This window comes from Neptunomonas japonica DSM 18939 (assembly GCF_000422765.1).
GTDB lineage: Bacteria > Pseudomonadota > Gammaproteobacteria > Pseudomonadales > Balneatricaceae > Neptunomonas > Neptunomonas japonica.
In genome coordinates, this window is sequence record NZ_AUGR01000013.1 from 64,947 (window position 1) to 87,633 (window position 22,687).

Annotated in this window: 17 protein-coding genes; 13 read left to right on the top strand and 4 right to left on the bottom strand. The window is 42.7% G+C overall.

What is annotated here, in order from left to right:
* Positions 1 to 18 precede the first annotated feature (18 nt).
* Both G511_RS0109010 and G511_RS0109015 read left to right on the top strand, forming a co-directional pair.
* Positions 19 to 882, top strand: coding sequence for a sulfurtransferase (locus G511_RS0109010; protein ID WP_036551748.1), 864 nt, complete (start codon positions 19 to 21; stop codon positions 880 to 882).
* A gap of 101 nt (positions 883 to 983) precedes the next feature.
* Entirely contained in the window at positions 984 to 1,913 is a 930-nt protein-coding gene (locus tag G511_RS0109015) for a Dyp-type peroxidase (protein WP_028469344.1), read from the top strand.
* Positions 1,914 to 2,080: 167 nt separating this feature from the next.
* Here G511_RS0109015 and G511_RS0109020 read toward each other — a convergent pair whose 3' ends face one another.
* Together G511_RS0109020 and G511_RS0109025 are read right to left on the bottom strand one after the other, a co-directional pair.
* Positions 2,081 to 2,767 (bottom strand): DJ-1/PfpI family protein, encoded by a 687-nt coding sequence (locus G511_RS0109020; RefSeq protein WP_051221779.1) that lies wholly within the window; start codon positions 2,765 to 2,767, stop codon positions 2,081 to 2,083.
* Between the two features lie 16 nt (positions 2,768 to 2,783).
* Complete coding sequence (locus tag G511_RS0109025; protein ID WP_084629053.1) at positions 2,784 to 3,416, bottom strand: FMN-dependent NADH-azoreductase; 633 nt, start codon at positions 3,414 to 3,416, stop codon at positions 2,784 to 2,786.
* Between the two features lie 96 nt (positions 3,417 to 3,512).
* Between G511_RS0109025 and pdxR the strand changes: the two genes are divergently transcribed.
* From pdxR to G511_RS0109040, 3 genes are all read left to right on the top strand, one after another.
* Entirely contained in the window at positions 3,513 to 5,024 is a 1,512-nt protein-coding gene (gene pdxR / locus G511_RS22330) for a MocR-like pyridoxine biosynthesis transcription factor PdxR (protein WP_051221781.1), read from the top strand.
* A 269-nt stretch (positions 5,025 to 5,293) separates the two neighbouring features.
* Complete coding sequence (locus G511_RS24515) at positions 5,294 to 7,414, top strand: TonB-dependent receptor plug domain-containing protein (protein ID WP_211224885.1); 2,121 nt, start codon at positions 5,294 to 5,296, stop codon at positions 7,412 to 7,414.
* Positions 7,415 to 7,416: 2 nt separating this feature from the next.
* Positions 7,417 to 7,965: a YfiR family protein gene (locus G511_RS0109040; RefSeq protein ID WP_028469348.1), complete on the top strand. Its 549-nt coding sequence runs from the start codon at positions 7,417 to 7,419 to the stop codon at positions 7,963 to 7,965.
* Positions 7,966 to 8,009: 44 nt separating this feature from the next.
* On the opposite strand, the gene cysK is transcribed toward G511_RS0109040, so the two are convergent.
* Complete coding sequence (gene cysK / locus G511_RS0109045) at positions 8,010 to 8,978, bottom strand: cysteine synthase A (RefSeq protein WP_028469349.1); 969 nt, start codon at positions 8,976 to 8,978, stop codon at positions 8,010 to 8,012.
* Positions 8,979 to 9,189: 211 nt separating this feature from the next.
* Here cysK and G511_RS0109050 point away from each other — a divergent pair, with 211 nt between their 5' ends.
* The 3 genes from G511_RS0109050 (at position 9,190) to G511_RS0109060 (ending at position 14,583) form a co-directional block, all read left to right on the top strand.
* Positions 9,190 to 11,922 carry an ATP-binding protein gene (locus tag G511_RS0109050; RefSeq protein WP_028469350.1) on the top strand — a complete coding sequence of 911 codons (2,733 nt, stop codon included), beginning with the start codon at positions 9,190 to 9,192 and terminating at the stop codon, positions 11,920 to 11,922.
* A 13-nt stretch (positions 11,923 to 11,935) separates the two neighbouring features.
* Positions 11,936 to 14,050 carry a putative bifunctional diguanylate cyclase/phosphodiesterase gene (locus tag G511_RS22335; RefSeq protein ID WP_051221784.1) on the top strand — a complete coding sequence of 705 codons (2,115 nt, stop codon included), beginning with the start codon at positions 11,936 to 11,938 and terminating at the stop codon, positions 14,048 to 14,050.
* 62 nt (positions 14,051 to 14,112) lie between these two features.
* Entirely contained in the window at positions 14,113 to 14,583 is a 471-nt protein-coding gene (locus G511_RS0109060) for a tetratricopeptide repeat protein (protein WP_028469351.1), read from the top strand.
* Positions 14,584 to 14,600: 17 nt separating this feature from the next.
* Here the strand turns inward: G511_RS0109060 and G511_RS0109065 are convergent, their stop codons facing one another.
* Positions 14,601 to 16,001, bottom strand: a complete 1,401-nt coding sequence (locus G511_RS0109065; protein ID WP_028469352.1) for a DUF4139 domain-containing protein — start codon at positions 15,999 to 16,001, stop codon at positions 14,601 to 14,603.
* Between the two features lie 589 nt (positions 16,002 to 16,590).
* Here G511_RS0109065 and G511_RS0109070 point away from each other — a divergent pair.
* The 5 genes from G511_RS0109070 (at position 16,591) to G511_RS0109090 (ending at position 22,614) form a co-directional block, all read left to right on the top strand.
* Positions 16,591 to 17,079, top strand: a complete 489-nt coding sequence (locus G511_RS0109070; RefSeq protein ID WP_051221786.1) for a DUF2271 domain-containing protein — start codon at positions 16,591 to 16,593, stop codon at positions 17,077 to 17,079.
* A 6-nt stretch (positions 17,080 to 17,085) separates the two neighbouring features.
* On the top strand, positions 17,086 to 19,260 hold the full coding sequence (locus G511_RS0109075) for a PepSY domain-containing protein (RefSeq protein WP_028469354.1): 2,175 nt from the start codon (positions 17,086 to 17,088) through the stop codon (positions 19,258 to 19,260).
* A gap of 15 nt (positions 19,261 to 19,275) precedes the next feature.
* Positions 19,276 to 20,646 carry an ankyrin repeat domain-containing protein gene (locus tag G511_RS0109080; protein ID WP_028469355.1) on the top strand — a complete coding sequence of 457 codons (1,371 nt, stop codon included), beginning with the start codon at positions 19,276 to 19,278 and terminating at the stop codon, positions 20,644 to 20,646.
* 277 nt (positions 20,647 to 20,923) lie between these two features.
* Positions 20,924 to 21,571: a YccT family protein gene (locus G511_RS0109085; protein ID WP_028469356.1), complete on the top strand. Its 648-nt coding sequence runs from the start codon at positions 20,924 to 20,926 to the stop codon at positions 21,569 to 21,571.
* 116 nt (positions 21,572 to 21,687) lie between these two features.
* Complete coding sequence (locus G511_RS0109090) at positions 21,688 to 22,614, top strand: porin (protein ID WP_028469357.1); 927 nt, start codon at positions 21,688 to 21,690, stop codon at positions 22,612 to 22,614.
* Positions 22,615 to 22,687 lie beyond the last annotated feature (73 nt).

The window sequence follows — 22,687 nt, forward strand, 5'->3', positions numbered from 1 at the left end:
TGAGTTGGGGGTGTGGGCATGTACCAAACGTTAATAAGTGTTGAAGAATTACAGCAGAATAGTTCATCCCAAGGTTGGGTAGTGGTTGATTGTCGTTTTGATCTAGCCGACCCGTCAAAAGGTTATCAGCTGTATCGAGAAGGTCACATTCCCCATGCTCAGTTCATGGATCTTGAAGAAGATTTATCTTCGCCTATTGCTAGCACTTCAGGCCGGCACCCTTTACCTGATTTACAGAAATTTAAAGAAAAACTCGGCAAGGCAGGTATCACTGCTAGATCGCAGGTCGTGATTTATGATGATTGTTCAGGAGCAATGGCTTCGCGTCTTTGGTGGCTATTACGTTGCTTAGGTCACGAAGCTGTTGCTGTCTTAGATGGTGGTTTTCCTGTGTGGAAGCAGCAGGTAGGAGAGATCTCAACAAATGTATTCTTGCCTGTAAAAGAAGTTTATCAAGAGGTTGGTGTGAATACTGACTTGCATGATGGCTGGAAAAACCTAGCAATGTCAGTTATTAGCAGTGAGAAACTGTTCCGATCTTTGGCGGATGTTCAGTTGGTTGATGCAAGAGTCGCCCCTCGATTTAATGGGGAGGTTGAGCCGATTGATCCTGTTGCTGGGCACGTTCCTGGAGCATTGAATCGACCTTTTGTCGATAATCTGACAGCTGCCGGCATTTTCAAACCTGCTGATCAATTAGCCAAAGAGTGGTCTGCATTAGTTGACGTTGATAAATCAGTAGTGCATATGTGTGGTTCGGGTGTGACGGCTTGCCATAATATATTAGCGATGATGCATGCAGGTATGACTAACACAGTATTGTATGCCGGGTCGTGGAGCGAATGGATTCGTGACAGTCAGAGGCCTGTTAGTCGTTTGTAATGTGCTTATAAAAAAAGACTATCAACTCATTTGATTTTAGTCATTGGTGTAGATACCTCGTTCCTCGTTATGATCAAGGTATACTTTTAGGGAGATGAAATATGCCAGCCAACTACCAGTCGGGCACTGTTGCCGATGCGACGAGTGATGCATTATTCATTACTCTTAACGTTAAGCCGGGTTATGAGTATCAAGTTAGCCAAGCGCTTAAGCAAAGCCAGAAGACCGTCGCTACGTATCAAGAGAAATTTTCCGGGCAATCTTTACATGCAGTTATTGCGATTGGTAGCGAGTATTGGGACAGACTAAACTTCTCTGAAGGAGATACCTCTAAACCCGCACTACTAACCTCTTTTCCGCAGCTACATGGCGCTGTAAATATGCCGTCTACACCTACTGATCTATTATTGCACTTACGCTCTAATCGGCGTGATATTACCTATGAACTTGCGCGTGAGCTGTTGGGCGAGTTGCCTGATGCTGTGGAAATAGTAGAAGAAGTTTCTTGTTTTCGTTACCTAGATGCTCGTGATCTTACAGGCTTTGTTGATGGCACTGAAAACCCACAAGGCGATCATAAAAAAGCGGTGGCTTTGGTGGGGGAAGAAGATGCAATTTTTTCGCAAGGCTCCTATATACATCTACAGCGTTACGTACATGACTTGAATCATTGGGAAAGACTGTCGCTCAAGGAGCAGGAAGATACTTATGGGCGGACGAAAAAAGATAATATTGAGTATCCGTCTGCAGAAAAGTCATTAAATGCACATACAAAACGAGCTTCTTTAAAAGATAGAGAAGGCAACTCCCTCGAAATACTGCGTCATAGTATGCCTTACGGAAGCTTATCGGAAGCAGGGTTGCTGTTTGCTAGCTATTGCCGGACACCTGAAAACTTCACCTTGATGCTTAAAAGTATGGTTGAAGGTGATGCACATGGTCATACAGACCATTTGATGCAATTCACTACAGCCGTTACTGGACAATCTTTTTTTGCTCCGCCTTTAGACTGGTTCAACAAGTTATCGTAAGTGTTTTACAGTGCATAAGTGGGTGGTTATCTATGTCGTAAAATGGATAGCCACCGTTTGAGCAGCTTTATTCTCTTCACGTTGCGCATATGTTCACCATTAAACTCTCATAGAAAATTATAGCTGACAACTCTGTGAGTCATCAGCCAATAAAGCGCTTAAGCATTCTAAAATGCTGTTTCCAGCCGGTTAAACTGTATTAGTTCTGAGATTTCTTTAGAGAAATTTTCAGAACTAAGTTTCTCTAGTAAAGAAAATGCGGCTTGATAACTGACTGGACCGCCATTTGATGTTAATACTCCGTCGTCAATAACAACGTTTTGGTCGAATTGAACTTTTACTTTTGGGTAAGCACTAGCGAAATCTTTTTCGCCACCAGCCCATGTTGTTGCTTTCTTACCATCGAGAACGCCTGCTTCGGCCAAAATAAGTGCACCAGAGCAGTTACTTGCCATCCAGCTTGCCTGACGGTGTTGGGTTTCAACAAATGTAATTAGTTTTTTGTTGTTAATCACCGAGTCCATATCATATGAACTTGCTACGATTACGACATCCAAAGTCAGTGGGTCATAAATCGTTTTATCTGCAGTTATGACGAGCCCTTCTTCCGTCTTAATTGTCTTGTTCTTTGTTGCAGATACAACGACAACTTCATATTCAGAGAACCAGGATTTTTTGCTAGCAGCACCAAAAACTTCTATAGGGGCTGTTACATCGCTCGTTAATACCCCGTCATAAACAATAATACCGATTTTGGCATTGGCCGCATGAGCATGAATATTTAACGTTAAGAGTAGGCAGACAAGAATTGACTGCCAGATAAGGTTATGACGTTTTTGTATATAGTTTTTCATCGTATAACTCCACATTTTATTTGAAATTTTTGGCGAGCAAGCTGGCTTGGTCATAGGCTTGTCTTTTTGCAGTTAGAACTCTGCTTTCATCCGCTTCGGTTGGTGCGGAAGCAATTTTTTGTACATGACAGTTCATGAAAGTTACCAGCCAGCGCTCAATATAATTAAGCCCGAAATCATCATTTTCATTGCCCGAACCTGGATGAAAACCTTGTCCGCTAGAGCTTAGTACCAGTGCTGTTTTATTCTGCAATAGCGATTGGTAGCCAGTTTCTTGGCTCCAGCTAAAACACAGGCCTGGTTGGGTGATCACATCAATATAATGTTTCAGTACGTAGGGAACATTAAGGTTCCAGATTGGCATTACTACTACAACAGCATCAGCACGACTGAATCGTTCTAGATGCTGTCTTACTTGTGACCAGCCATGTGCCTGTTCATCATTTAACGGTTGCCCCTCAAAAAAAGCATATTTTGCCGTTAAAATTTCACCATTCATTTCAGGAAATGATTCGTCCCACAGGTTTAATTTATCAATGTTCCAGCTAGGGCCACTGCTTTGTAGGCTTGTAATAAAGTGTTCAGCTAACGGCATAGTATTGGAGTTTTCATTTCTCGGAGTGCATTGAATTACTAAGAGAGTTTTCATGCGTTGCCTATTCCGCGTTTGTTATTGATGTGCATCATAGACTATAGTGGTTCAGCTTAAAGGAGCCGCTTTCTTGTTTTTATAGGAACCACTATTGTGGCAATCAAACAGTTACGTTTTCAGTTTGAAGCGTTATCGGTGGATCTGAGTGACTCTACTGCTCTTTTTCGTCAGCTTGAAAATCAAATACGTGAGGCTATTTGGCAGGAGCGTTTAAGTGCTGGAGAAAGGCTTCCTTCAACTCGTCACTTGGCTAAGCAGCTAGGTATTGCCCGTAACACTGTTATTAATGCTTATGAGCAGCTTACGGTAGAAGGTTTTATTGTTACTAGGCACGGCTCTGGCACTCATGTAACAGATAATTTTCCTCAGCGAGATAGTATTTTAAAAAAGAAAAGTAACGAGCTGACGGTGTCGATAGAGCCTTTCGACTTTTCTACACGCTACCAAAGGTTAGTAAGCCATAATGTTTCAATATCACAAGGAGGTAGTGGTGCCACTCGTCCCTTCAGAGCTAACATACCAAACTATTTTGAATTTCCTAAAGCCCAATGGGCCCAACTGGTCACCAAACGGTTACGCCAGAAAACCGCTAGCTGGATGGAGAAAGTTCATCCATGTGGCTATGAGCCTTTAAGGGCGGCGATTGCTAGCTATCTTGGTGCTGCGAGGGGGCTGAGTACGACTGGCGAACAAGTGATCGTAACGGCTGGGGCGCAACAGGCTATCGAACTACTCGCAAAACTATTGATAAACCCCGGTGATATCGTTTGCTTTGAAGACCCCGGGTATACCCATGCAGCGATGGTTTTTGAGTTGGCCGGAGCTAAGGTTGTTACCGTTCCTGTTGATGAAGATGGTTTGGATGTCGATGAGTTAAGAAAAACCGTGAGCAAAGCAAAATTGATTTATGTAACGCCTGCTAATCACTTCCCTTTGTGTGTAACTTTATCACAATCAAGACGACAGGCTTTGCTGCAGTGGGCTAAAGAAACAGGCGCAATCATTCTGGAGGATGATTATAATGGCGAGTATCGCTATAGAGGTCGACCATTACCCACTCTACATACGATGGCTAGCGAAGGACGAGTCATTTACATCGGCAGTTTCAGTAAATTATTATTTCCAGCACTCAGGCTAGGTTATATGGTTGTTTCGCATCAATTGATAGAGCCTCTTAGTAGCATTCGTTGGTTGTTAGACCGCCACTCTCCCGCTTTGGAGCAGATTGTGCTTACCGACTTTATTAATCAAGGGCATTTTTCTCGACACATAAGGCGGATGAGGGTGCTTTATGCTGAGCGACAAAAAGCTCTACTTGACGCAGCGAAAGAGTATTTAGTAGGGATTCTTGATGTTCCCCCTCTAGATGGTGGCCTGCATTTGATAGGTTGGCTTCAGGTGGGTGTTGTACAAAAAGATGTGCTCGCAGCTGCCGCAAACGTTGAAATAGAATTAATATCCACTTCATTATTCAGTTTTAAAGAGCCTGCTAAAGAAGGAATTGTTTTTGGTTACGCGCCTTATAGTACTGATAGTATTCGTCACTCTATGAAAGAGCTGCGGGCTGCTTATTTTAAGTTAAAAGATAGAAACGTATTGTTGTAAGCTGAGGTGTTTGTCTTGATTTTAAGCGAGGTAGCATTTCAGGTTTTTTAAGGTGCCATGTTATTTCAGATGAGATTCAACATGATTGCCGGTAAACTACTTTTCTACGCATAGCTGTTGTTTTTCAGGACTTTCACATGTTTGTAAAAGAGGGTCTATACTCAGATAGCAATCATTTTAAAATAACGTAAAAACTTTTTTTATGCTTTGCTCACTCTATTCTAGTCGGAAAACTTATGCTAGGAATTTGTAATTACAGGACGTTTATCTTGGCAGGAGCGTTGCTTTTTAATAGCAGTGCCGAGGCTTCAGGCGACTTAACAATTGATGACTTGAAAGCTTTACCTATTGATGAACTCTCTTCGCTCGAAGTGGGTATTGCTTCAAAAATTCCTTCTCGAATTAATGAAACACCTGCTGCCGTGTTTGTACTTACCGCTGAAGGTATTAGACGCTCGGGAGTTCGAAGCGTACCTGAAGCTTTGCGAATGGTGCCGGGGTTAAATGTTGGCTCTGTTAGTGGCAGTGCTTGGGCGGTTAACTCTCGTGGTTTTAATGAAACATTCGCTAATAAATTCTTAGTATTATTGGATGGCCGAAGTCTATATAACAATACTTTTGGTGGTGTGTATTGGGATATGCAAGATGTCCGTATGGAGGATGTTGAGCGTATAGAAGTCATTCGAGGGCCTGGCTCCGCTGTATGGGGAGCTAATGCGATGAATGGTGTTATTAACATTATCACGCGCTCCTCATATGCAACACAAGGCGGAGAAGTTGTCAGCTTAGTGGGTAACCAGCATAAGGAAGTTGGCTTTCGTTATGGTGGAGAGGTAAATGAAAGAAGCAGTTATCGATTGAGCTTGAAAGCACTCATCAATAATGAAAACTCACCAACACCCTATTCTGGTTTTAACAGCCAAGGTGCTATCGCTAATGATGATGGAAAGCATGCTCGTTTATCTTTTCGAACAGATACTGATTTTGGTGAAGGTGAGTCGCTTTTAGTTGATATGGGGTTATTCAGTGGTGAATCAGATCAACGGCTTTTTGCATCAGAGAAGGTAGCTTCTGCTCCTGATTTTAATACAGTAGTAGCACCTGCAATTAATAGCCTGATTGCAAACGGTGCTTCTCAAGAGCAAGTTTTTGCAGCATTGGCGTTTCCTGAATTTGGTTTATGTACATTTTGTATGATGGACATTAGGGATAAGCAGAAATATAAAGGGGGCCATATACTTTCACGCTGGAAGCAGGTGAATGATGACCGTTGGCAAACGATACAAGCGTATCTGGATTATACGCAGCGCGAGGATTACCAGCTTGACCAGCAAGCGATTGCTTTAGATCTGGATTATGAGCGTGGTTGGCAAAACCAAAGAGGTAAATTTGCTTGGGGAGTGGGGCTTAGGAGTGCAGCTGATGATTTGAAAGCAAATTTGTCTCCGACGTCGGTGCTTTCCTTTGGGCCAGCGTCTCAACGTAATAACATACTTAATGCTTTTATACAGAGTGAATTAAATTTATTACCTGATGTTAAGTTGTTAACGGGGGCAGGTTACGAGTACTCTTCAGTATCGGGAAGTCAAATACAGCCAACTATAAGAGGGATTTGGTCTGTTAATCCTGAAACACAGTTTTGGAGCTCGGTATCATACTCTTCTCGTGTTCCATCAAGGGCAGAGACCTCAAATGTCAGTGCAAAAAACGCCTATGAGTTTACTGGTAACCCTGATCATGATTCAGAGAAGCTGACTTCATGGGAGCTTGGGTTGCGGTACACACCAAGCAGCACTTTATCGTTTGATATAACGGCTTTCCGTTATTGGTATAGTGATCTGACAACGATAAAAATTGAACGCCCATTTAATCCCTTTATAAGTACCAGTGATGCCGGTGTGTTAAGCATTGGTAATGACGCCGATGCTGATTCCTATGGTGCTGAGTTATCAGCTAGGTGGCTAGTTCGTCCAGGCTGGGATATTCAGGCTTCTTATAGTTGGTTGCAACAATCACTTGAACATTTACCTTCGTTAACAGAGCCTCTGCTAAGTACAAGTAAAGCGCCTGTACACCAGTTTTCACTGCGTTCAAGCTGGGATTTAACCTCAAATGTGGAAGTAGATTTGGGGGTGTATTATGTGTCCGCCCTGTTTCCTACCGGGTCTGACTTTCTGGTTTTTGGTGATTATGGTGTAGATGAATATGTAAGAACTGATCTTCGCGTGGGGTGGCAAATATCACCTGAGGCAGAGCTGAGCATTATTGGTCAAAATCTGTTGAATAAAACGCACCAAGAATTTAATTCATCTCCGTTAAATGTCGCTGGTTTCCCAGAAAATACTGAAATAAACCGTAGTATTTCTGCTAAATTGACGGTTAGGTTTTGAAGATGCCAGTATTCTTATTCAGGCATATGTCTCTTTTTAGATCCGTTTTTATCAGCGTTTGGTTGATCTCTTCAGCTTCCCTAGCGTTAGCAGATGATAATGTTATCGATAAAATAAAATCAGTCTATATTTATAATTTCTTGTCGTTCATTCAGTGGCCTGAGCCTAAGGTACCAATGACGGAATATCAGTTATGTATGATTGCTGATCAAGAGATCATACAGAAACTCAAGAGTGTTGTTGTGGGTGAACTGATGAATGGCTTGCCCATAATAGTTACCTTGCTCTCCGATAATAACCTTATAACTGGCTGTCACCTTCTTTATATACAAGGTAATAGAGAGGTGTCCTCGGTTTTATTACGTGAGGCTTTTCAGTCTGGAACTTTGCTTATAGGTGATGCTAAAAGTCTTAACTCGAAAGGCCTAGGAATGGTAGGCTTTGAGACACGTGGACGTAAAGTACGTGTGGCAGTTAACCTTACTCGGTTGAAAGAAGCGGGTTTTAAAGTAAGTTCAAAGCTTCTTAGAGTTGTTAGAATTGTAAGGTAAAAGTAAAAGGTCACTCAATGAGAGTGACCTGTGTGGAAATACACTTATTGAACTTGTTCATTCTCAGTGAACATACCGTCGTATAACACAGTTGAAAGATAGCGTTCACCAGAGTCCGGCAAAATAACAACAATAGTTTTACCTTGATATTCCGGTAACGATGCAAGACGTAATGCCGCAGCGGTTGCTGCCCCGCAAGAAATACCTGCAAGAATCCCTTCTTCTTTCATTAACCTTTGTGCTGTAGCGATTGCTTCATCATTTGTGACTGTTTCAACAAGGTCTACGAGATCAAGATCAAGGTTGCCAGGTATGAAGCCAGCGCCGATTCCTTGTATTTTATGCGGGGCTGGTTGGACTGTGTCGTTGTTGATTGTCTGAGTAATAACAGGTGAATCAACGGGCTCGACAGCAACGCTAGTGATGGCTTTGCCTTGTGTATTTTTAATATAACGAGAAACTCCGCTGATAGTACCGCCAGTGCCTACTCCAGCAACGAGTACATCCACAGTTCCATCGGTATCCCGCCAGATCTCAGGTCCTGTTGTTTCTTCATGGATCTTTGGGTTTGCAGGGTTTTGGAATTGCTGCAGCATTAAGATGTTATCAGGGTCGGTATCAACTATTTCCTGGGCTTTATCAATCGCTCCTTTCATGCCTTTTTCAGCAGGGGTGAGAATGATCTCTGCTCCCAGTGCTTTCATCAGTTTACGTCTTTCGATACTCATTGACGCTGGCATAGTTAGTATAAGTTTGTAACCACGTGAGGCTGCAACAAAAGCTAGCGCTATTCCTGTATTACCGCTGGTGGGCTCCACAAGCGTCATTCCTGATTTTAGCTGGCCAGATTTTTCAGCTGTCCATACCATGCTCGCGCCAATACGACACTTGATAGAACCGGCAGGGTTACGTGATTCAATCTTTGCATAGATAGTTGCATTAGGAGCAAGTCTAGATAGCTTAATTAATGGGGTGTTGCCAATAGAGAGTGAGTTATCTTCAAAAACCTGCATTTTTTCACCTTATTCTAAATGAGAGAACTTACTGAAGTGTACTGCTGATGGTAAGGATTTCACAGATTCCTTTGCTATATGTTTATTGTTAATCATACTTAGGGTGTTAGGAATGAAAATTTTAGCTGCGACAATGCCATTCTTGAAGACCTGTTCTAAACTGTTATGTCTTAAATGTAGTTTTAATATCTTGTTTATATAGGTATTTATTTTGAAGCAATTTCTGCGGGACTTGCCTGTTCGCCACAAATTGACCGCTATTGTGATGGTGACATCGCTAATTGTGTTGATCATATCTTATGTGTTTTTTATCGCGAATTTTTGGTTTAACAGCAGAGAGCAGTTAGTGGGTTCGGTACACACGTTAACCAAAGCTGTCAGCATTAATACAACAGCGGCATTGGTGTTCGATGATGAGTTAACAGCTACAGAGTTATTGAGTACGTTAAGTGCGAATAAAGATATTGAATATGCTGTATTACGAAGTATTGAAGGTGATGTCTTTGCTGAATACGGACTCTTGGTACCTGTTGAGCGTAGCGTTAATGTGCTTCAGCGTTTGCGTGATGCCTCTAACGATAGTAACGCTGATGATTGGGGGTATGAGTTTTACGATGACTATTTAGTGCTTGAGCAGCAGATTAAAGAGAAAGATCGGCTAATAGGAAGTTTGGGGGTTCGTGTTAGCCTTGCAAGTTATAAAGAGATGGTTAATCAATGGATACTCTTTGGCTTGCTTGTGGTTATGGGTGTGTTATTCATCGGTTTTTTTATCTCATCTCGTTTAAAAAAAGTCATTATAAATCCTATCGATAAACTGATTCATACCATGCGAGTTGTTTCAGAAGTGAATGACTATTCACGAAGGGTAGAAAATCATTCATCAGATGAATTTGGTGTGATGGTGAAGGGCTTTAACACCATGATTGGGCAAATTCAGGAGCGAGATGAAGCGTTAAAGCACGCAAAAGATATAGCAGAAGAAGCCAATAAGGCGAAGTCTCGTTTTTTAGCCACAATGAGCCATGAGATAAGAACGCCTATGAACGGTGTTTTAGGTATGGCTGAGCTACTTTTGAATTCGGAGTTAACGAGTGAGCAGAGGCGTAATGCTGAAATAATCCACCGCTCAGGTGGTTCTTTACTGAGTATTATTAATGACATTCTTGATTATTCAAAAATTGAAGCGGGCCAGTTGATATTAGAATCAGTATCGTTTGACTTATATGAACAAATTGAAGAAGTAATGCTTCTACTAAATGAAACAGTGAATGGTAAAAAGTTAGCAATATCACATCAATTTGACCCTGATTTTAATGGGCTGATGACGGGTGACCCTGTACGACTCAGGCAAATTCTTATGAACTTAATAGGAAATGCTCTGAAATTTACACAGGTAGGTCGTGTGAATGTAAAAGTCTCAGCGTTGCTTTTAGAAAACGCTCCATTCTTACGAATAGAGATTCAAGATAGTGGTCCTGGCATTTCAGAAACGGCCATAGGGAAAATATTTGAGTCGTTCTCACAGGAAGACTCTTCCATAACACGTAAATATGGTGGTACGGGGTTGGGCCTTGCCATTTGTCAGCAACTTGTCGGATTAATGGAAGGGGAGATCGGTGTACAAAGTATAGAAGGAAAAGGTTCAATTTTTTGGTTTGAGCTGCCTTTACATACACGGGGTGCACATGGTTCTGATGTTGGGAAAACGTTACTGAATGGCTCACGAATTTTGCTCATTAGGCAGCACGAGAGCACCAGTAGCTATGTGTCCCAATTATTAGTTGATTGGGGTGTTGTGCTTACGGTTGTCAATTCACCGGATGACGCTGAAGCTCAAATACAAGAAGCAGCTTCTTTACATAAAAACTTTAGTCTCGTTCTGTTTGAGCATTGGGGACAAGAAAGAGAATTATCAAAATTTATACACTCGTTGAACTACCGTTATAGTCAATTTGCGACTAAGTTTATGGTTGTTGCTTCAGGTGCTATATCGACCATGCGTTTGCCTGAGTATGTTTGTGTTATTCGTGAAAAAGAAGGACATATCAGACCTTCTTTATTATTGGATCAGCTCTGCGATATTTTAGCGTCACAAAAAAAGGTAAAAGTAACTCCTGCATCAGTGATGAGTGATAAGCCTGCTACGTTGTCTAATTACCGAGGTCATATTCTTCTAGTAGAAGATAATGCCGTTAACCAACAGGTGGCGATGGGGTTGTTAAGGTTGATGGGCTGTACAGTAGATGCAGCTGATAATGGTCTTGATGCCATAGAAATGTGGCGTACGCACGCCTATGATTTGATCTTGATGGATATTGAAATGCCTGTACTGGATGGCATAACAGCAACAACATCAATAAGGAAAGATGAAAGGCACCAACAATTGCCTAGTACACCTATTGTTGCCGTTACCGCGAATGCAATGGATGGAGATAAAGAACTTTATTTAAGCCGAGGAATGGATGATTACTTGAGCAAACCTTTCAGCCGCCAAAGTTTGCATCAAATGCTAGGTCGTTGGCTAAAAAAACATTCTGATAGATCGTTAGCCGATGACAAGGTGGAACAGAGCGTGATGGAGAGTGCTGCTGAAAGTGATTTAAACATAGTGCAATTGAATAATTTGCGTGATTTATTGGATGAAAATGGTCAGCCACTCTTGAATAATCTCATTTGCATCTATACTGAAACCAGTAGTCAAATCATGCAAGAGTTGTCTGCGGCTATTGATCGAAAAGATTTTGATGAAACGCGCCGTTTGGCTCACGTATTAAAATCATCGAGTGGGACGATAGGGTTAGATAAGGTGCATGCATTAAGTCGGGAAATTGAGCATGGGTGCAGGTTATCAAATACAGATAATATGGGTACGTTATATCAATTACTAGTAGAGGCAAATCTATCGGCACAGCAGAAATTAATGGATTTCATAAGATGTTAGGGAGTGATAATCTGTGATTGACCACGTTGAAAGCCAGACGATACTTATAGTTGATGATGACCCCGTCGCAAGAATGGTGGCTGCTGCACACCTCCGCAAGGAAGGTTATGCTGTTGCATTAGCAGAAAATGGTGCCGTTTTTCTTGAGATCCTTCAGGATATAAATCCAGATTTAATTTTGCTAGATGTTGATATGCCAGTATTGGACGGATTTTCAGCTTGTCGGCAACTGAGGAGCTTACACTCAGGAAAAGCAGTCCCCGTATTAATGATGACGGGTCTTGAGGGCGATAACTCTATTGAGGAAGCTTACGAGGCTGGTGCCACTGACTTTATAGCAAAGCCGGTTAATTGGACGTTATTAAAGCAGCGTTTGCGGTTTATGTTACGTGCTGTTAACGCAATGAGTGATCTTGTAGAAAGTGAATCGAGGCTAGCTAAGGCACAATCTATCGCTGGACTTGATTACTGGCGTTGGGATCTGGTTCGGGAGAAAATGATATTCTCTGACAAGCTGGCTGAGCGTTTCAATTTCAATGTTAATAGCATAACTGTACAGCAGCTGGTTGATAGAGTCGCTGAGGCGGACCGTCCGCGTGTGACACAAATTTTACAATGCTCTAATGATCCCACATCTATTCCCGCTGATTTTGAAGTAACACTGGATCATCGTAGTGACACTGAAGAATATAAAGTATTTAGAGTACAGTCAGAGCTTGAGTATGATACTCAAGGTGCTCTTGTCGCGATAGAGGGCACGTTGCAAGATATTACAGAGCGTAAAGAGGCTGAAGCTCGAATTCAGTTTTTATCTCGCTTTGACAGGCTTACAGGATTTCAAAACCGGGAATCGTTTACTCGAGTTATGTATAGCCTGATAGGTGAGTGTATAAGAAGAGATGGTTGTATTGCTTTAGTATTAATCGATATTGATCGTTTTGTGCGTATTAATGATATTTATGGTCACCGGACAGGTGATGAAGTGTTGCTTGAGGTTAGTCGGCGAATTACTGCTTTTGTTGATCAACTTCGCCAGGAAGTTGGAGACTTGAGAAGTGAAGTTTGCCGCTGGGGGGGCGATAAGTTTGGCTTAGCAATCTGTTGTTCTTCTAGTTTGGATTGTAATGTCGATGTGACGACTCGGTTGATGGATTGTATTTCTGCTCCGTTTCGAGTCAATGGCCATGAGGTGTCTTTGACCTCGTGTATTGGATACGCACGAGTTGTTGATACAAACTTGGATTTAGGTACATTGCTTCGTAATGCTGAAAACGCTATGCGTAATGCTAAACGTCAAGGACGCAATATTGTACGTTGTTATGATGACAGTATGCTCGAGCTCACTGAGCGTCGCATGACGCTAGAAGTCGAGCTGCGTAAAGCGCTGCCAAATGAGCAGTTTAAATTGCACTATCAGCCGCGGATTAATGCAAAAACGAAGTGCATTGTAGGGGCTGAAGCATTATTGCGTTGGGAGCATCCAATTTTAGGTAGCCTGTCCCCTGTTGAGTTTATTCCCGTTCTAGAAGAGATGGGCTTAATTCATGAAGTCGGTGCTTGGGTGATGGAGGCTGCTTGCCATCAATTAAAAACTTGGCACAACTGTGGGTTCAGTGATTTTGTTCTTTCTGTGAACTTAAGTGCTGTGCAATTTCGAGATATACGTTTAGCTCAAGAGATTGGTGCTGTCATAAGTCGTACGGGTATTACACCTGAATATTTGGAGTTTGAACTGACAGAAACTGCGATCATGGAAGACGTAGCTCAAACACAAGCGACTCTGGCTTTATTAAAAGAGATTGGTGTTCAACTGGCGGTTGATGATTTTGGCACGGGGTATTCGTCTTTAGGTTATCTGCGCAGTTTTCCATTGGATACACTGAAAGTGGATAGAACATTTGTCAGTGAGCTTCCAGGTAATAGTAGTGATCGATCCCTTACCTCCGCGATTATTGCAATGGCTCGTTCGCTCAGCTTACATGTCGTTGCTGAAGGCATTGAAACACAGGCCCAAGCTGAGTTTTTACTCGAAAAACAGTGTGATGAATTTCAGGGTTTTCTATATTCGAAACCAGTAGATGGTCAGGCTTTTGATGCATTACTAAAAAGTGGTAAATCTTTGGGTTAATACCCGACACATGATTATGAAAATGCTATATTAACATCCTCTAATTTTTAGGTGTCCTGACCATGCGTGCTCTCATCAAGCTTCTAGCGCCTAGCATTTTTTCGCTAGCCTTTTTTGTGTTTCGCTCTTCTTTGTTTCAAAAGTCGCCACGTAAGCATCAATGGGTTATGCGAGTTTTTCGTTTTACGGCTGATAATGATAGCTGTAAGGCGCTATCTGTATATGGGCATTTGCTGCATTTTCGTGGAGAAGATGTTCAGAATCGCATTCAAGGTGCTATTTATATACAACGAGCTGCTGATAAGGGTGATATGAAATCGCAATACCAGATGGGTAAGGTTTATGAAATGGGATACGAAAGTTATTTTTCTGTATCAGATGAAAAGTCTCTGCATTACTACCGCTTAGCTGCATCACAAGGGCACTCATTGGCTATCAGTCGAATGATTAAGGTTTATAAAGAAGGTCAGTTAGGTGAGGAATCTAACGTAGACGAGGTAAAGCACTGGCAGTCTTTGCAGCCAGCGCTTTGAGTTACTCCGTCTATTTATTATTTCTTTTTAAGACGTGCACGTATTGTTAGCAGTGATTCGCTATTACCTGGTACTGTTACTTTCCACTTAGCCATACCGGCATTCTTTTCAATAGGTTGTAGTGTGCTACTGATGAGCTTCCACGGTTGAGAAAATAAGCTGCTAAGCTCTACATCTCGGCTTTTTAGTGCGCTGTTTTTGATGCGTAGTTCATAAGCAACAACGGTACCATCAAATGCTGTTTGAAAATCAGTTTGATGTTGTGTAATAGTCACATCAAATGCTTTCCCCATGGCTAATTCAACTTCTTCACCTATCGCTGTCTGGTTTAAGTGAGCGCTTCCTACATAATGTAACTCCTGAGTCTTATCAGGTGAGAAAAAGCGTACTTGCCCAGCAGGTAATGGAGTGCCAAGCCCCTGCTTTTTATTATTTGTAAAGCGAATGAAAGATTCGGGCTTAACTTTTAAAGTTTGGTTGCCGACACGAGGGCTAATGTAAAACTGGTAACGTTGAAGTGAGTCAACATTGACCTTATCTGCATGCAGTAACGGAACTTGAGTGCGTTGCTGGTGCTGGAGTGTGACTGGGGCTTTTAATGTATATAGCTGATAATCACTTAACGCTTGAGGAGGCGGTGCGCCGGTATCTTCTGCCATTGCTTGCGCCATCATGACAGTTTTAGCTCGGTGCCTAGGGTTTCTATCCTGATATACATCCCCTGCCAGTAAACGTACTCGAGCATTTTTTAGTAAGGTGCCAGTATCGTTCACTAAAGAAGCAAGGCCGTCGACAACCAGCGAATTATTATCTTCTGATAGAGTCATTACGTAGTCCATCTGCCAACTAAGCCCTTGGGTAAGGTAGCTCAACTGAGCCGTTCCGGCTTTGTTTGTTCCTTTGCTGCGAAACGTTAAGCTGGGCTTTAACAATAACTCGGGAGGTCTTGATGGAAAAATAATTCGCCAGTCTGATGATAGAGGAATAGATTCAATACGGCCGCTATTGTCGACTAACGCGGTGTTACCTTCAACATTTAAGAGTTGCACGGTTTGTTGTAGTTCTTGTCCATTTGGCTGATTGTGAGCCAGTATTACGTTTTTTCCGATATGGTGTTCTAGCAACGTATAGTAGTTGAGTGAAGCCTTATTGAGCGTTTGTTCCTTAATGCTTCCGGCGCCCCTGATTTGCAAGGTTTCTGTTTGCATTTGCTTACTAACATCGCTGATGACAACAGTATCTTTTGTGGTTAGAGCCGGAATAGTTCGGCTGTCCTGAATTAAGCCGAGGTTATGCGTATACAAGGTGACTGCTAAATCTGTTTGTTCTTTATCGGTAATAGTTACAGGGGCTGCATGTGCAATGTTGGGGCTGAGCAACGCAGTGAGTATTGCAATGGGTAGAAGTTTTGGCAGCATATTCGGTAGTCCTTTTGTAACTGTGCTCTTTGGAAAAGTATCAACTGGTAATTTATGTGCAGTAATTATATTTTTAACAGTGTATACCTCAGCATTATACAATCCAGAAATGAGCCTGAAGGTCGAGGGTGTTAAGCCCTCATTTTATGTTGCTCATGGAGTTGTTTGAATTGAGTACCTCTTGCTAAGTTAATCAGTAGCATTATCGCCCATTTGGCTGGCGAATGCATTCAGCTGTTTTAAGGTGCTGCTTGGCTTTAAATATTGGCTGGGCCTGGCTAGCGAGAAAAATTCTTCGAAGGGCGCCATCATGTCGTTATAGAGATATTTTCTGTTGCTTACCTTTGCTGTCAGTGATCGCTATTGGAAGTTGAATTCACGAGTAAGTTATTAATAATTCAAATCTTATTGACATTGATTTCTAGTTGTCGATAATGGTTCGCATTATTATTATCATTAAATAGTTGGAAATGATTATTAGATATTTTCATGATAACTAATTGTTTTCTTGAGCTATTTATTTGTATCGCACCATTCCCATTCAATGTGTTGGGGCGTGCATTAATTCTACTTCCACTGGAGACCTGAAATGTCGTTATCATTCCTAGCGCATTTGCGCGCACGCTTGCTTATTTTGGCATCTTTACTAGCGCTTGCTGCGCCTAGCCAAGCTAAAGAAGCTGTGGTGTTAGTTCAGCTAAACGAATACAAAGGTCCGGAAGCTTATTTCCATCTCTATCTGGTTAATCCAAAAGGCAAGTTTGATCGCACTTTGTGGGTTTCAGGGCCGGAAAAAATTTGGTGGCCTGATTCTAAGCGCTGGTTTGGTTACCACAGCCGCACCCGTGAAAATGTCGATGGGATAACTGGAGCATCTACAGCAGGGGGGGCTCGCTCTGTAATGCAGGTTAAAATTGATGAAGCGCTGGTCGATGCGGGTTACAAACTGCGTGTAGAAACCTCAGTGGAAAATGCAGACAACGTACAAGCGGATGCAGAGATAGAATTAACGAGTGATAATCAGCGCAAGAAAATCCCCGGCACGGGTTATGTACGTTACTTGCGCTACAAGCTCTAAATAACAATGTGGAGACAAGTACACCGCTGGCAAGGAGTAGTACTGGGGCTGCTATTAGTTTTTCTGTCAGTGACCGGTTCTATTTTATCGGTTGATCCTATATTGCAGCGTTTTGATCGCAATGTGCATGATCTTGAAGGCTTTACTGTGGCTGACGTTTTGAAGTTGTCTGCGCGCAAAAATCCTTACTTTGAGATCGACCGGATCCGCGTTGATTTTTCGGGCAGAGTGCTACTGCGCGGAGCCGATGCAGCGGGCTCACGGGAGGTGCCGTTCAATCCGCGTAACGGGCGTTTGGCGCGCAAAGATAGACCGCGGCCGGTTATGGGTTTAGTCAATAACTTACATCGCAACTTGGCGCTTGGGCCCACAGGACGACCTATCACTTTAGTTGCAGTGATTATCATGCTTGGGCTAGTTATAAGTGGGGCTTTTTTGTTAGCGCGGCGTCTCGGAGGTTTCTCTCATTTGTTGCGGCCTGTAAAAGGGCGCGGGGTAGATAAGTGGCATAGCTGGCTAGGTCGCCTGTTACTGATTCCCTTGCTGGTTACTTTAGTGTCAGGCACTTGGATGTCGTTGGTGTCGAATGGCTTACTACCCTCTGGGGTGGATGATGGGCCTAGTTATCCTGAAACTCTGATAGAAGCAGAACCAGTTCCGGCGGATGAGCTGGCGGTATTTTCAAGTATTAAACTGAGCGATTTAAGCGAGCTAAACTTTCCGATTTGGTCGGATTGGTGGGATGTTTACGTATTGCGCCAAGACGGTCAGTTGAGCTTTATTGATCGTCAATCCGGGGCTGTTTTGAGTCAAGCTAGTGCTCCGTTTATGAGTCGTTCCCTAGATCTTTTTACATTGCTACACACAGGGCAGGGAGCTTCTGTATGGGGGGCTATAGCGGGCTTGGTCTCTCTATCGGTACCATTTTTTACCTTTACAGGGGTGTTGATTTGGCTGCGCCGTCGACACCCTAAACTGCGCGGTACTGTTGCGCCTGAAAAAGCACAAGTAGTGATACTCGTTGGCTCGGAAACAGGGACGACTTGGGGGTTTGGACTGCATTTAGCGCAGCGCCTGAGAGATGCGGGAAAAGCGGTGCATTTAGGTGCTATGAACCAAACCTATCAAATGCCGGATGATGCAACTCTATTGGTACTCGTAGCAACATACGGCGATGGTACTGCGCCTTTGGGTGCGAGCCAGTTCATAGATCGATTACCGGGCTACCAAGGCGCCAAGCAGTTCGCAGTACTCGGTTTTGGTGATAAGGCGTTTCCTGCCTATTGTGCGTTTGCTATTGCCTGTCAGCATGCACTGCAAGCGTCAGGCAGGCAGTGCTTATTGAAAATGGCCGATGTCAATCGGCGCTCAGCACAGTCGTTTACCGGGTGGGGGCATCAGCTCGGTGTTGCAATAGGCTTGCACCAGCTACTGTTAGATTATACCCCACCGCGACCGCGCACCCGTCATTTGGTATTGGTAGAGCGTGAAGACTTTACCGGCTATGACGGCACTGCTTCGGCAATACTGCGTTTTAAAGCACCGGAAAAGCGTCGCTTGCCGGGCTTTCAAGCGGGAGATTTACTCGGTGTAGTACCGCCACAAGACCCAGTGGCCAGGCTTTATTCTTTGGCTTCGTCTAAGGGGGAGGCGATGGCCGAGCTTTGCGTAGCCAGTGTTGAAAGTGGAGTGTGTTCTAACTATTTACTTGGGTTGGAACTAGGGCAGCGCATCGATGCCTATGTGGAACACAACCCGGATTTTAGACCTGCACGCAGTGCGCCGACTATCATGATTGGAGCAGGCACGGGGATAGCGCCTTTTGCCGGTATGATTCGCAAAAACAGCAAACAACCAATGGAGCTGTTTTTTGGGCTGCGCCATGCTGATCACGATTTTTATTATCGTGATGCCATAATGCAGTGGTGCAGTGATGGCAGATTGAGTGGCTTTCATCCTGCTTTTTCACGTCATCAAGACTGTGCCTACGTGCAAGATAAACTGCGTGCTGCAGAAGATGTTATAGCGCAACTTTTACATCAGGGCGCAACAGTGATGGTGTGCGGTTCATCCCGTATGGCCAGCGCTGTCGCCCAAGAAATTGATATTATCTCAGCCAACATAGGGCTCAGCCTCAATGAGCTGCGTTCGTGCGGGCGTTACCTTGAAGACATTTACTAATAGAGGACCCAGCAAATGAAACTTGGAACCTTAATTTCCACTATAGCGGTTGCGGGGCTACTAGCTACTAGCGCCCACGCTAAAAACCCTTTCCTGACTAAAAAGTTTTGGAAAGAAGCAACTGTGCAAGATGTGCAAAGCAAAATGGCTGAGGGATACAGCTTACTTGAAAAGCAAAAAATCGGCCGTCAAGGACTACACTACGCACTGCGTGGCAGTGCTTCTATCGAGGTAATGCGCTGGTTGCTTGAGCAAGGTGTTCCCTACCGCCCAGAAGGGGGCAAAGGTGTGTATGCAGAATTGTACGCAGCGCGCTATGGCGATTTGGAACTGATCAAGCTGTTTGCCGAGTTCGGTGCCGACTATCAAGTTAAAGACTACATGGGGGAGACACCGCAGTACTGGTTGTCTAAAAATAAGAAGTTCCGTCCGGGGATAGTCGAATACTTTGAAGAGATAGGTTTAGACTTTGATCAGCAAAGCCGCTTAGGTATCACCCCGTTAGGAGCTTTCGCCTATAACAAGCGCGCTTTAAAAATGTATGAATTGCTTGAGGGCAAAGGTTATGACGCCGGCTACATCGATGGTGAGGGGCGCGATTTATTTATGCGTGCGTTAACCAAAAACGACAATGTAGAAATGCTAGAGAAGTTCTACAAGATGAGTGAAGATCCAGAAGTTACAGATAACTACGGTTATTCGGGGGTGCTGTTGACAGTATCAGACGATGGAACCTCGGAAGAGCGTTTAGCATTTTTAGAAGATCAAGGTTTCGATCTAAAAATTACTAATGATCGTGGCCAAAATGCACTGCATATGTTGATGGCCAGCCGCGAAGAGGAAGCAGAAGGTTACGATGCCTTGATGAGCCGCGACTTCGATGTTAACGCTGAAGATAACAGTGGTAACACGCCGCTCATCCTAGCGTTTGGCTTTAAAGAGGTAAGCGTAGTAGAAGCATTATTAGATGCGGGCGCCAACGTTACAGCTGTTAATCAAAAAGGTGTTAGCCCGCTGCTAGCAGCGATGTTACGTGAGGAAGAATTCGTTCCTGTGATTGAGCGTTTGATCGAAAAGGGCGCGGACTTAGCGGCCAAAGATGCTAAAGGTGGCACGGCTTTAACCTATGCTGTTAAGGGTAATCAGCCGGTCTTTGTGCTACAAAAAATTCTTGACGCTGGTGTAGATATCAACGCCAAAGACGGTGAAGATACCACCGCATTGATGCACGCGGCACTGTTGAGCAAAGATAGTGCAACGATTGAGTTCTTACTGGCGGCGGGTGCCGATAAGTCAATTACTGATGTGTTCGATGACACAGCATTACTAATGGCAATGGATAACCCCAATCTTAAAGGCCAGACATTCCTTGCCAACATGAAGTAATCGGTAGCTGATAAATGGCTGGAGCGGATGGAATTTCAGCCATTTCTTAGGGAGCATACGGTTAAGTCTTCAGCATGAAATAACCTCCATGATTGGAGGAGTGTTTGATGGGCCCTTAAAGGGTAATAGTTGGTTTATTTCTTATCTATTGTATCTTTTTATTTTATTTTATCTTTAATAATCATGAAATGTGATTGTAATAAATTAGCATTAAAGTAGTTGAATTAGTTGCAGCATGTATGAATATACGTTGCTTGTTTTATTTATGAGGATATATATGAAAATTGTCAGCACTATTGCTACCTTTTTAGTGTTTTTATTTAGCTCTTATTCTTTTGCAGATGTTTATTTGAAACTAGATGATGATATAAATTTATTAGCTGTAAATGGTAAAGAATTGGCAGATGCTAGTTGGCTGGATAATAAAAATGATATTTCCTTAAAGGATGGTGTTAACCAAATCCTTGTTGAGTTTTCTGCTGAAATTAAGACATCATCTAGTGAGTCAGACTTAGAAAGTTTAGGGACTTATATTATTGTATTTGAAGCTATTTCTGAACGTTTTAGGCTGGTTTTACCAACTATAAAGAACAGAAAAGACTTTGTTGAATTCAAAGAAAACCCTAAATGGATAATGCTTGATTCTAATAACGTTGTAAAAGATGTACGCGTTGATGAGTTAATTAAAGAGGGCTTTCAGTTAAGCCGAGATTATGAAAGTGAATTGCGTGAATATAATGAGTTGAATTTTTCATCTGAAGTTTATTCTGAAAAACATGAAGAGATTTCTATTAGGAGATCCTCTGTTATAAATACCAATCCTATTTTAAATGATCCTAATCTTTCTGGGAGAATGCTTAAGTATTGGTACTTGAATGCAAGCCCAAAAGTTAAAGCTGACTTTATTGCGTGGACTAAGGAATAACTCCACTGCAATTTAAATAATTGTTATATAAAAATTCTTATTTCTTTCGTCTGAAGGAAGTAAGCCTTATTTCGTCAATAAATTTAAAACTATTATATATTACTCTGGAGAAAGAAATGAAAAAGCTGATTTTAGCTGCATCTATTGCGGCAATAGCAACAGGTTCTGCTAATGCTGCGACAATTTATGAAGGCAAGGGACTCACCTATAAACTGAAGGGGGATTTCCAGGTACAATTACGCCAAGATGTAGGTGATGACCAGAATTTGGATGTAGAGTTTGACGACCTTGAGCTTAAAAACTCTGTAGTCTATGACTTGAATAATGGGTTGAAAGCGTTTGGTCAGCTAGATTTTGGTTTTAAGAATGCTGCTGAAGATAAGCAGGATGGTAGTGATCTTGAAGAAGCTTATATCGGTTTAGATTTTGGTAAAGTTGCGGTATCAGTCGGTAAGCAAAATTTTGCTACGGATGAATTTGGTGTTGAAGCTGCTTATGAACTCAGATCAGAAGCCGATCGTTTTGAAGAGCAAGGCACTGATGGTGATGACACTATTCGTGTGAATGCGTCTTTGGATAATGTTTACATTGCAGCTTCATATGAAATAGAAGCTGAAGGTGAAAGCAGTGAAAATGGACAGTCATTTGACTTGTTTGTATCTACTGAGGTTTCTGGTGTAGAGCTAGCTGCTGCTTATCAGACTATGGAAGCAACGCCTACTTCAGACTCTAAGGATACTTGGGGTGTGAGCGCTGCATATGATTTTGGTGTTGCTAAGTTAGCTGCTGATTTTAGTACAACAGAGGATGTTGCTGACCAATATAACTTGGCTGCAGTTGTTCCTGTTGCTAAAACAACTAAAGTTGCTGTCGGTATGCTCAGCATTAATCCTGAAGCAGGTGATGACGTTACTGAGTGGTACGCTAACGTAACGTATAAGTTCCCATCTCAGAAAAATGTTAGTGTTTTTGCTGAAATTGCAGACACTGATGAAGATGATGTTGAAATTGGTTACTTAGCGGGTATGCGTTTGAAATTCTAATAACGAATGATAGCGTGCTGAATGTCCCCTTCAAGTGTTTAGCGCGCTAGTATTTTGGGCCAGGTTTAACCTG